General features: G+C 47.6%; 9 protein-coding genes. 5 read left to right on the top strand and 4 right to left on the bottom strand.

All coding sequences use genetic code 11. The features are described 5' to 3' along the window. Nucleotides 1-256 precede the first annotated feature (256 nt). From VIP81_RS17325 to VIP81_RS17335, 3 genes are read left to right on the top strand one after another with little or no spacing between them, the layout of a single operon-like run. Nucleotides 257-778 carry a sigma-70 family RNA polymerase sigma factor gene (locus VIP81_RS17325; RefSeq protein ID WP_331963612.1) on the top strand — a complete coding sequence of 174 codons (522 nt, stop codon included), beginning with the start codon at nt 257-259 and terminating at the stop codon, nt 776-778. Beyond that, entirely contained in the window at nt 759-1016 is a 258-nt protein-coding gene (locus VIP81_RS17330; protein WP_331963615.1) for a hypothetical protein, read from the top strand. The genes VIP81_RS17325 and VIP81_RS17330 overlap by 20 nt, the downstream gene beginning before the upstream one ends. Before the next feature lies 1 nt (nt 1017). Further along, a complete protein-coding gene (locus VIP81_RS17335; protein ID WP_331963618.1) occupies nt 1018-1641 on the top strand; it encodes a ClpP family protease in 624 nt (207 codons plus the stop codon). On the opposite strand, the gene VIP81_RS17340 is transcribed toward VIP81_RS17335, so the two are convergent. Next, nucleotides 1638-2057 carry a hypothetical protein gene (locus VIP81_RS17340; RefSeq protein WP_331963621.1) on the bottom strand — a complete coding sequence of 140 codons (420 nt, stop codon included), beginning with the start codon at nt 2055-2057 and terminating at the stop codon, nt 1638-1640. The genes VIP81_RS17335 and VIP81_RS17340 overlap by 4 nt on opposite strands. Before the next feature lie 103 nt (nt 2058-2160). Here VIP81_RS17340 and VIP81_RS17345 point away from each other — a divergent pair, with 103 nt between their 5' ends. Continuing rightward, nucleotides 2161-2532, top strand: coding sequence for a VOC family protein (locus VIP81_RS17345; protein ID WP_331963624.1), 372 nt, complete (start codon nt 2161-2163; stop codon nt 2530-2532). Here VIP81_RS17345 and VIP81_RS17350 read toward each other — a convergent pair whose 3' ends face one another. From VIP81_RS17350 to VIP81_RS17360, 3 genes are read right to left on the bottom strand one after another with little or no spacing between them, the layout of a single operon-like run. After that, on the bottom strand, nt 2533-3921 hold the full coding sequence (locus tag VIP81_RS17350) for an efflux transporter outer membrane subunit (protein WP_331963627.1): 1389 nt from the start codon (nt 3919-3921) through the stop codon (nt 2533-2535). It lies immediately after the preceding gene. Nucleotides 3922-3966: 45 nt separating this feature from the next. Continuing rightward, nucleotides 3967-7128, bottom strand: coding sequence for an efflux RND transporter permease subunit (locus VIP81_RS17355; RefSeq protein WP_331963630.1), 3162 nt, complete (start codon nt 7126-7128; stop codon nt 3967-3969). 36 nt (nt 7129-7164) lie between these two features. After that, nucleotides 7165-8304 carry an efflux RND transporter periplasmic adaptor subunit gene (locus VIP81_RS17360; protein ID WP_331963633.1) on the bottom strand — a complete coding sequence of 380 codons (1140 nt, stop codon included), beginning with the start codon at nt 8302-8304 and terminating at the stop codon, nt 7165-7167. A 380-nt stretch (nt 8305-8684) separates the two neighbouring features. Here VIP81_RS17360 and VIP81_RS17365 point away from each other — a divergent pair, with 380 nt between their 5' ends. Further along, complete coding sequence (locus VIP81_RS17365; protein ID WP_331963636.1) at nt 8685-11069, top strand: ABC transporter permease; 2385 nt, start codon at nt 8685-8687, stop codon at nt 11067-11069. Nucleotides 11070-11212 lie beyond the last annotated feature (143 nt).

An 11212-nucleotide genomic window follows, 5' to 3' on the forward strand; every position in this document is an offset into this window, starting at 1 on the left:
ATGATGGTCATCATTCTCATGTCAGTAAAATTTAGGTGAAACAAATCGGCTTATGCAGTTGTAGCATACCGGTGATCATCGTTGTATAAATATATAGATAGGTGGATTAAAACACGCCGGACGGCATGTTTACAGGATCAGCCTGTTTTGTGTATGTGGATTATAATTTCATGATGCGGCAAAGGTAAAAAAATATTTCTTAAATTTTAGGTGATATTTAGTCGCTTACCGACACTAGTATATAAAACCAGTTTTTATGCGCAATCATGAAGATCAGTGGTTGGAAGAAATATACAAGAGTACCCTGCCACGGGTAGCCAGATTAGTTTACCAGATGGGGGGCAACCTGGAGATGGCCAAAGATATCTTCCAGGACGCCGTGATCATCTATCTCGAAAAACAAAAAAAACAGACACTGCCTGCCAACGTATCAGCAGCAGCTTATATTTCAGGGATCGCCAGGATCTGCTGTATCCGGAAAATGAGACAAACGGAGCGGTATGCATCTCTCGAAAATATAAATGCAGATATAGCAGTACCAGCAGATTACTATGCACCACCACCCGCCCCAAAGCCTTTACTGGACTACGTAAAGGCCGCTGGCAAACGATGCCTGCAACTCTTGCAGGCCTTTTATTATGAACAACATTCCATACAGGATATTGCCGCCGATTTTAATTTCAAAACGCTGCATTCCGCCAGTGTACAGAAATACAAGTGCCTTGAAAAAGTAAGGGAACAGATTAAAGCATCAGACTATGCGGAAACAGTTAGTTGACATACAGGAAACAGACCGCTACCTGCTGCGGGAAATGAGCACAGCTACCCGCCTCGTATTTCAGGCCCGCATGCTGGTAGATCCTGCCTTGCGCGCCCATGTACGCCATCAGCGAAAAGCCCTGCAGCTCATCGTCTGGTTGGCCAGAGAAGAAAAACGTACACAACTCGATGCCGTCTTTCAACGACTCATGCAAGACGAATCTTTCCATACATCTATCACTTCAATATTTAAATAAAATGGCTTTTTTGATTCCTACTGTTATCGACGGCGAGAGCCGCGGTGCCTTTGATATATACAGCCTGCTGCTGAAAGAACGGATCGTTTTCCTTGGCACCGCCATCGACGACCAGGTGGCTAACCTCATGGTGGCACAACTCCTGTACCTCGACAGCGAAAACCACCGGCCTATCAATATGTACATCAATAGCCCCGGTGGCGTGATTTACGCCGGCCTGGCCATTTATGATACCATGAAAATATTGAAGTCGCCCGTATCTACCATGGCGATTGGTTTTACCGGCAGCATGGGCACCATCATTCTCACCGCCGGCGCCACCGGACAACGCTACGCACTGCCCAACGCCACCATCCACATGCACCCGTCCAGCGGCGGCGCCAAAGGATACACCGAAGATGTACGCATCGCTTTCCGCGAACAACAAAGACTCCAGGATAAAACGTTCCAGGTGATAGCCAAACACACCGGCCGCACAGTAGAAGAAGTAGCGGGGGTGTTTAATAATGATCGCTTCATGAACGCCGAAGAAGCGAAAGCATTCGGACTGGTAGATGAAGTCCTCAATACCGACGCCGCACTGCCGGCATTGCCTTTCCGGCAGGAATTACTGATAGGGTCTTAAAAGTTGGCATCCTTGTCCCATACCGACATGGTAATAAAACGCCAGGAGAAATCTTCTTCACGGTACCATACCGTAATATTTTTTTCTCCGTTATACCAGGTCACCTCTTTAATCTGTATACGCTGGCGCAGATAGTCTTTGCGTTTAAAAAAATTAAACAACCCAATGCGGAATTCAGATAAAGAATCAGACATATAAAACTCCGTCGCCTCGTCCGATGGTCCGGCGATGGCGATGGCTTCTTCCAGAGGTTTATCTTTCAACAGCGCCGGCGCCACGGTATCGGGCGGCGGCTGCAGGCGGCTGGCAACTACCGTATCTATCCCCGGCAGCCCGGTATCATCATTGGCCGGAGCCGGATGACAGGCGGCTCCCAATATAGCAGCACAAGCAACAACGATGGCAATGCGCATCATAATCAGATGATTTGTAAATGTAATCACGCTCCTCCATGTCTTTTTGCTTTCACAATTTACCTTTATCTTACGACTGGCAATAACTAAAAAGCATTGTAGCGTTATGAGATTAAGAGTCGCCAGGCATACCACTTCACTGGAGCAGATCATTAGTTTTTATCAGGATGTATTAGGCTTCCGGCAATTAGGATCTTTTCAGGATCACAGTCATTACGATGGCGTTTTCCTGGGCCTGCCCGGAGAAAACTGGCACCTGGAGTTTACCGTTTCTGACGAACCACCAAAGCATCAGCCAGATGAAGACGATCTGCTGGTATTATACCCCGAAACGAAAGAAGTATTCGCCAAAATGCTGCAAAAGGCCCGCAGAGCCGGTACGCCGGAAGTAAAAGCAAAAAATCCATATTGGAACGAACATGGCATTACCTTGCTGGACCCCGATGGTTTTCGGCTCGTGCTGGTGATGGTGATATAACTATTTCCATCCGCCTCCCAACGCACGGTATAAGTATACGATAGACTGCAGCTGTTGCAGGTGATCGTTTACTTTATTCAGTTGCGCGAGCAACAAACTTTGCTGTGCATTCAGCACTTCTGTATAATTAGCAAATCCATACCGCACCAGTTCCTGTGTATACTCCACCGACAACTGCAGATTTTTCAGTTGCAGCCGGCGGGCGTTTGTCTTTTCCTGCGCCGTATTGTAAGACGATAAAGCATTGGATACTTCCTGACCGGCTGTCAGCACCGCGGTGCGGAAATTCAGCGCCGCCTGTTGCTGTTGTTCCTGCGCCACCTTCAGGCGGGTTTTGTTGATACCCTGGTTAAAAATGGGCTGTGCCAAGCCTCCGGCCAGGCTGCTCAGCCAGGAACCGGGACCGGTGAGCGAAAAGTAGCTGGTATAGCCACCAGACGCGGAAATGGTGAGGGCCGGGTAGAAGTAGGTGCGGGCTACATTCGTTAATTCGAAATAGTACCGCAGGTTATATTCCGCTGCCTGTACATCCGGCCGGTTAGCCAGCAGTTGCGCCGGTACACCTGTTTTCAGTAACATAATGGGTTGCTGTGCATCAATGGTGTCGCGGGCAATGGGGCCTGAAATATGCCCCAGCAGCAGGTTCAGCGTGTTTTCTGTTTCCCGGATAGATTGCTTCAGATCCGGGATCGTTACTTCTGCCGCATAACGACTCGCTTCACTTTGCACCACCGCTGCGCTGGTCACCACATCTGCTTTTTTCAATTCTTTCATCACTTCCACTGTTGCCTGCCAGTTGATCACGGTTTGCTGGGTAATCTGCAGCTTCTGATCCAGCGACATCAGGTAGTAGTAGTTGTTGGCAATATCGGCTATCAGCCCCGTTTGTACGGCTTGTGCATTTGCAGTTGCCTGCAATAGGGCAGCCAGACCGGCGCGCCGGCTGCTGCGCAACTTGCCCCAGATATCTGCTTCCCAGGTAGCCGTGAGCTCCGCGCCGTATTGCTGAGGGACCACACTCCGGCCCGTACCACTTTGATTGGAAGCACCTGCGATGGCGGCGCTGGCATCTGCGCCTACAGATGGATAGAGTGCTTGTCTGCTTTGCGAATAGTTCGCCGCTGCCTGTCGCATCCGCGACCACGCTACCTGTAAGTCCAGGTTGTTTTGAATGCCTTCCGTAATCAGTTGTTGCAGCAGCGTATCAGTAAAGATCTCTTTCCAGTGCAGGGTAGCAATAGTGTTGGTATCGGTACTGGCTACGTCGCGGTAAAGATTTTTGTCGGCAATGCCTGGCGACTGATACGGCCGCACAATATGGCAGGCCGATAACAGCAACGCCAGGCCGCCAATGAAGAAAATAATATTTGATGAACGTCGAAAATGCATGCGCTGATATTTTTGAAACACCCGTCTGTAAACGGGCATTGTTTTCTAAGATGCTGTTTGCTCCGTCTGCGGAGGAAGCGTTGTTTCTTCTTCTTCGGCTTCCGGTGCCCGTTGTATTTTTTCCTGTAGTGTTTGGAAGACGATAAACAAAGCAGGGGTAATGAATATACCAAACACCGTTCCCACCAGCATGCCGCCTACAGCGCCTGTTCCGATGGAGCGGTTACCGTTGGCGCCCGCGCCACTGGCCAGCATCAGCGGTACCAGTCCCAGGATGAAGGCGAAAGATGTCATCAGGATGGGACGCAGCCTCGCCTGCGCGCCACTCACCGCTGCTTCAGCGATGCTCATGCCTTTACGTCTTCGTTCCACGGCATATTCCACAATCAGGATCGCATTTTTAGCGAGCAGCCCAATCAGCATAATGAGCGTAATCTGCACATAAATATTATTGCTGATCCCAAAGATCAGCGCAAACAAAAAGGCGCCGAAAATACCCACCGGAATGGCCAGTAAGATGGCAAACGGCAAAAGGTAACTTTCATATTGGGCACTCAGTAGCAGGTATACGAAAATGAGACAGAGCAAAAAGATAAAGATCGTTTGACTGCTGCCGGCCAGTTCTTCCCGCGTGATACCGGAAAACTCAAATCCAAAACCCGGCGGCAACGTTTCCGCGGCCGACTCCTGGATGGCGGCAATAGCCTGCCCGGAGCTATAGGAGGTATTCGGCGTACCACTGATACTGATAGAATTAAACAGGTTAAAACGCGTGATCGCTTGCGGGCCATACGTTTGCGACAGCGTTACAAACTCTGTAATCGGCACCATCACACCGTCTGCCGTGCGCACAGAAACCCCGTTCAAACTTTCGGGCGTTAACCGGTATTCCGGTGAAGCCTGCACCATCACCCGGTATTGCTGCCCAAACTGATTGAAGTTGGACGCATAAATACCACCGTAATAACCCTGCATGGCATTGGTGATGTCGGTAACATTTAACCCGGCATCCTTGACCTTCGGCACATTCACCGTCATCAGGTACTGCGGGAAATTAGGATTGAAAGAAGTAGTGGCAAATTGTATTTCCGGTCGCTGCGTGAGCACACTGAGAAAGTCTTTGTTTACTTTATAAAAGTGCGCAATATCGCCGCCGGTTTTATCCTGCAACTGGAAAGCAAAACCGTTGGAAGCGCCAAAACCCTGTATGGTGGCCGGTGCAAAGAACTTAATCTCTGCCTCGGTCATCTCTGCCGTCTTCTTATTTAATTCCTTAATGATCTGCTGTATATTTCTTTTCCGCTGATCCCAGGGGATCAGCCGCATTACCACCATCGCGTAGTTACTACCGGTTCCTGATAATTGTCCGCGGCCGGTAACGGCCAGCACATTATTGATTTCAGGTATGGTGGCCGCTATCTTTTCTATTTTCCGCGCCACGATGTCGGTGCGCTGCAAGGAGGCATCGGGCGGTAAACTGATGTTACAGTTGATCGTACCCAAATCTTCTTCCGGCACAAACGCCGTAGGCGTCATCTTCGCAAGAATAATCAGGCCAACGGTAAACAACGCCAATACCGACAACGGAATCCATTTCCGCCTGCTGAAAAAAGTAAGGGTGCTGGTATATCGTTTGGTGAGTCTTTCAAACGCCACGTTGAATGCCTGGTAAAACCGCTGCAGGAAATTCATTTTCTTCGTATGCGCGTTGGCGTGAGGTTTCAGAAAAAGCGCGCAAAGCGCCGGACTCAGGGTCAGTGCATTGATGGCCGACAACACAATGGCAATCGCTAGTGTAAGCCCAAACTGTTTGTAGAAAATACCGGAGGAACCACCGATGAAACTCACCGGAATAAATACTGCCGACATCACGAGTGTGATGGAAACAATGGCGCCGGATATTTCGTCCAGCGCGTCTATGCTGGCTTTGCGGGCCGACTTATACCCCGTATCCAGCCGGGCATGCACCGCCTCTACAATCACAATGGCATCATCTACTACAATCCCGATGGCGAGAATCAGCGCAAACAGGGTGAGCAGGTTAATGGTGAAGCCAAATAGTTTAAGGAAAAAGAAGGTACCTATAATAGCTACGGGAACAGAGATCGCGGGTATTAAGGTGGAACGGAAATCCTGCAGGAAAATAAATACCACCACAAACACCAGTATAAACGCTTCAAACAGGGTATGCAATACCTTCTCGATAGAGGCGGTCAGAAAGTCATCCACATTTTGCAATACCACATACTTCACGCCTTTGGGAAAGGTTTTGGAAGCATCTTCCATGACCTTCAGCGTTTGCGTGATCACATCGCGTGCATTGGAACCGGCTACCTGCGCTACACTCACAGACACGGCCGGATATCCGTTGGTGCGGGTGCTGTTGAAATAACTGAGGGCGCCCAGTTCTATGCGGGCCACATCTTTTAACCGCAGCAAACGGCTGCGCAGATTAGACCTCAACACGATGTTGCCAAACTGGGTGGTATCCATTAGCGTACCGGGGTACTTGATGACGTACTGGAAAGCCTGTCCGCCACTTTCTCCAAACTGACCGGGAGCCGCCTGTATATTCTGTTCAGACAACGCCGTGGTAATATCTGCCGGTACCAGTCCATAACTGGCCATGGCCTGGGTATTCAGCCATATACGCATGGAGTAATCCATCGATCCGGAAGCGGAAGCATCGCCTACGCCGGGGATACGCTTGATCACCGGTGTAATATTGATATCCGTAAAGTTTTGCAGAAAGGTTTGGTCGAAAGAAGGGTTGGTACTGTATACCGAAAAGATGAGCAGGTTACTGGTTTGTTTCTTCTGTACGGTAACGCCGGAACGTGTTACTTCCTGTGGCAGCAGGGGCGTAGCACGTGCTACGGCATTCTGCACATTCACCGCCGCCATGTTGGGATCACTACCTATCTTAAAGCTCACCGTAATATTGGCCGAACCATCATTGCCTGCGGTAGAGGTGATATAGTCCATATTTTCCACGCCATTGATCTGCTGCTCCAGCGGAATCACCACACTTTTCAGCACCACGTCTGCATTGGCGCCACTATACGACGTTTGCACCTGGATGGTAGGAGGGGCAATATCCGGATATTGGGAAATGGGAAGTGATACCAACCCCAGTATCCCCAGGGTGACGATAATGATGGATACAACTGTTGATAATACCGGCCGCTCTATAAATCTTTTTAACATGTTGATATTTTAAATGGATCGGGTAGATCCTTTTGCTCAGAGACTGTTGTACACGCTGTCGGCATTCACCATGCGGGGATTGATGACCTGGTCTTCCCGCAGGTTGCTGATACCATCGATCACGATTTTATCGCCTTTTTGTACGCCATGTTGTACCACGAAGGATTGTCCTGCGGCGCTGGCATTGGAGCCTATGTCTACAGACCTCACTTTATTATCGGCGTCGACTACGTACACAAACAGCTTACCCTGTATCTGGTAGGTGGCCTTCTGGGGCACCAGCAGGGCGGTATCTATGGTTTGTGGAATGCGTACAATGGCGCTGCTGCCGCTGCGTACCAATCCGTCAGGATTGGCAAAGGTGGCTCTCATATTCAATGCACCGGTGGAGGGATTAATTAACCCGCTGGCAGTTTCTACGCGGCCTTTGCGGGGCAGCGTAATACCGTTGGCCAATACCAGGGTTACCGGCGGCATGGTGGCCAGCTTATCCTGCATGGTAACACCTTTGGACGACAGGAAGAAATCGAGCCCCTGTCTTTCATTGATAGAAAAATATGCATAGATGGTAGAAATATCGGACACCGTTGTCAGCGGATTGGCTGTGGTGCTGCCGATCAGACTGCCTATTTTATAAGGAAGAATACCAATCACCCCATCGGCGGGACTATTAATGACGGTGTAACTTAAATTTGTTTTGGCGTTACTTAATGCAGCATTCGCCTGTGCCAGGGCCGCTTGTTTGGACTGCAGATTATATACAGCCGCCTCCAGTTCATAGGCACTCACAATATCCTTTTCTACCAACGGCTTTACCTTGTTTACCTGCATTTGTGCAGCGTTTACATCGGCTACGGCGATTTTAATATTGGCCTGCGCGGTATTTACATTCTGCTCATATTGAGGAGCGCTGATCCGGAACAACAACTGTCCTTTTTTCACACTCGCGCCTTCGTCGATGTAAATAGCATCAACATAGCCATCGATCTTAGGCCGGATTTCAATATTTTGTACGCCCAGGATGGTAGCAGGATAATCGGAGTTGATGACCGCCGTTTGCGGCTGAAGTGTGATGACGGGATAAGGCTTTACCGTGTTTTGTTTGCCGCCACTCTTGTTGTTTTTACAGGCACCCAGTACAAAAAGGAAGACAAGCGCGATAATAAATTTACTCATAGCATTTCGGTTCGTTTAAGAAGATCCATTCCTTTGTTTTACAGTAACAGTGATTCCGGTACTAGTGTTCAGGCTGAACGGAAATAGTAGTCATTAGACGGGAAGGACCATAACGGGTTTATTACAGCAATAGTTAAACACTGTTAAAGCTGTGTACAGTCGGGATGCAGCGGGAAAATATTCGCCCCATGAGGTTATTCGGACCATTTTTCAGGAACCAAACAAGGCAACTCAAAATTGAACACCACGTGTATCTAAAGCGGACAATTTATTATATTTTGTAATGTTTTAATTGTTTATTATTAGTATTATATTGTTTAGGCATTTTCTTCGCTACTTTAATGGATGGCTGATTTTCCAGACTTAAATTATCTTCAAAAATGCTAAGGAACTATCTCATCGCAGCTTTCAGAAACTTCTTTCGTAGCAGGGTGTATTCCATCATCAATATAGCGGGACTTAGTCTTGGGTTAGCCTGCGCCATGCTCATCATTTTGTATATAAAAGATGAAGTGAGCTATGACCGCTTTCACGCCAACGCGAAACAGATTTATCGCATATTCGCCGAGGCGGCCAGTCCCCAGGGCGAAGTCCGGAGAATGGGTATCACAGGCGATGTGCAGGGGCCACTTTTTGCGTCAAAAATACCGGAGATAAAGGCGTTTGTAAGGGTATTTGGTGGTCAGGCCGACATTAAAAATGGTGCAGAGATCAGCTCCACCAAATTGCTGAGTGCAGATGCTAACTTTTTCACCGTATTCACTTTTCCTTTGCTGAGTGGTAACCCCAAAACAGCCTTGCTGGAGACTAATTCCGTGGTGTTGTCAGAGGCCGCCGCCAGGAAATATTTCGGCTCAACTGCCGTATTGGGAAAAAACCTTTTAATGAAAAGAGGTGATAGATTTGAAGAGTTTGTCGTCACCGGTGTTGCAAAAAGATGCCCGCAAAATTCATCTTTACAATTTGACGTCCTGCTTCCTCACAAAGCATCTCCGGACATGGAACATGGCAGTCGGAGGTGGAACTCCTTTTATCTGAATACTTATGTATTGCTTTATCCGCATGCCGATATCAGCGCTGTGGAAGCCAAAATGACAAAAGCATTTGCCGACGATGCGCCGGACGTTGTGAAACAGATGGAAGAAGCCACGCACGCGAAGTTAAGCGGAGGATACAGGCTGCAACCCTTCACCGACATTCACCTGAACAATAACATCGACAGAAACGATATTTCAGGAGCCAGCAACCTGTCTTATTCCTTTATACTATCCTGCATTACGGGCTTTATACTACTGATTGCCTGTATCAATTTCGTCAATCTCACTATTGCCCGCTCCCTGAAAAGAGCGAAGGAAATTGGTGTGCGCAAAGTGATGGGGGGCAATAGAAAACAGTTAGTGATACAATTTCTCGGTGAATCTACTTTATTATGCCTTTTGGCCTTTGGCATAGCCATTATTATGCTGCTACTGGCCATACCTGTATTCAATCAGCTGGCGGATAAAAACATCACACTCTCCAGTATGTTCGACATGAAATTATTGACAGGTTATCTGGTTCTTTTTCTTGTCACCAGTGGACTGGCGGGTTTTTATCCGGCCATGGTCTTGTCGCGTTATAATCCGGTAAAAGTTTTGTATGGTCGCTTTTCTTTTTCTGGTAAGAATTACCTTCAAAAAACCCTGGTGGTCATACAGTTCACGTTGGCGTCGTTCTTAATTTGTGCCACGTTTATTATCTTTTCTCAGTTTAGCTATCTGACGACTAAAAAACTAGGTTACGATGACAGCAATCTTGTCCTGGTAAATAAAGCAGGATTGACCCGCGGGGAGGCCAGGTTATTCAGGGAAGAACTGATGAAGTATCCTAACATCCTTGGTCTGGCTGCCAAAGATAACGGCTACTCCTTTAATGGAGGAAAAATAAATGAGGATGCTGCCATTGGCTTTGCTAACGTAGCCATTGATGAATCTTATATACCGCTGTTAAAAATCCCAATACTAAAAGGAAGGAATTTTTCATCGGGGTTTCCGTCAGACTCTTCCGGCGCTGTGATAGTAAATGAATCGTTTGTAAAAAAAGCAGGATGGAAAGAACCAATTGGTCAACAGGTGATCATGAATGGAGCTGAGAAATATCGGGTTATCGGCGTGGTAAAGGATTATCATTTTCAATCCCTGAGTCAGGAAATAGGGCCGGAATTGTTTTCTATGAAGGGGCCGGATGGATTTGGAATGGCCTATATTAAAATTGCTGTCAATAGTGAAACGGCCAGCCTGCTGAAAATTGAAAGGGTATTTAAGAAACTGTTTCCCCTCGTTCCTTATTCTTTTGAATTTAAAGATCAGGAAAACCGGAAAAATTACGAAGTAGAGGCGCGATGGAAACAAATTATGCTCTCTGCCGCCGTCCTCACCATATTTATTTCCTGTATAGGACTGTTCGGATTGTCGGTATTCTATGCCGAAAAAAGAACCAAAGAGATTGGTATCCGTAAAGTGTTGGGCGCATCAGTGGGTCGTGTAGTCGCTATTTTATCAATGGATTTCCTGAAATTAATCATGATTGCGCTGCTCATCTCCATTCCGTTGGCATGGATCACTGCAGACAAGTGGCTTCAAAATTATCCCTATCGGATTCCACTCAGCGGGTTCATGTTTGCACCAGAAGCTTTATTGGTTGTTTTGATGGCGCTGGTAACAATAAGTTTTCAGGCAATAAAGGCAGCGATTGCCGACCCGGTAAGCAGTTTAAGATCTGAATAGTCAGCAGGCGTGTTTTTCTTTTTGACATTTTCTAAAAAAGAAAGAGGAGGGATCAACAGTAATTTTTACCCGATTTTTTTCGGGTACCAGATGGAGAGAAGAGATATTTCGTTTAGGCTATGCTCCGGTCCATCAAATTATTG

Origin of the sequence: Chitinophaga sp., from assembly GCF_036566945.1 — a bacterium.
Lineage (GTDB): Bacteria > Bacteroidota > Bacteroidia > Chitinophagales > Chitinophagaceae > Chitinophaga.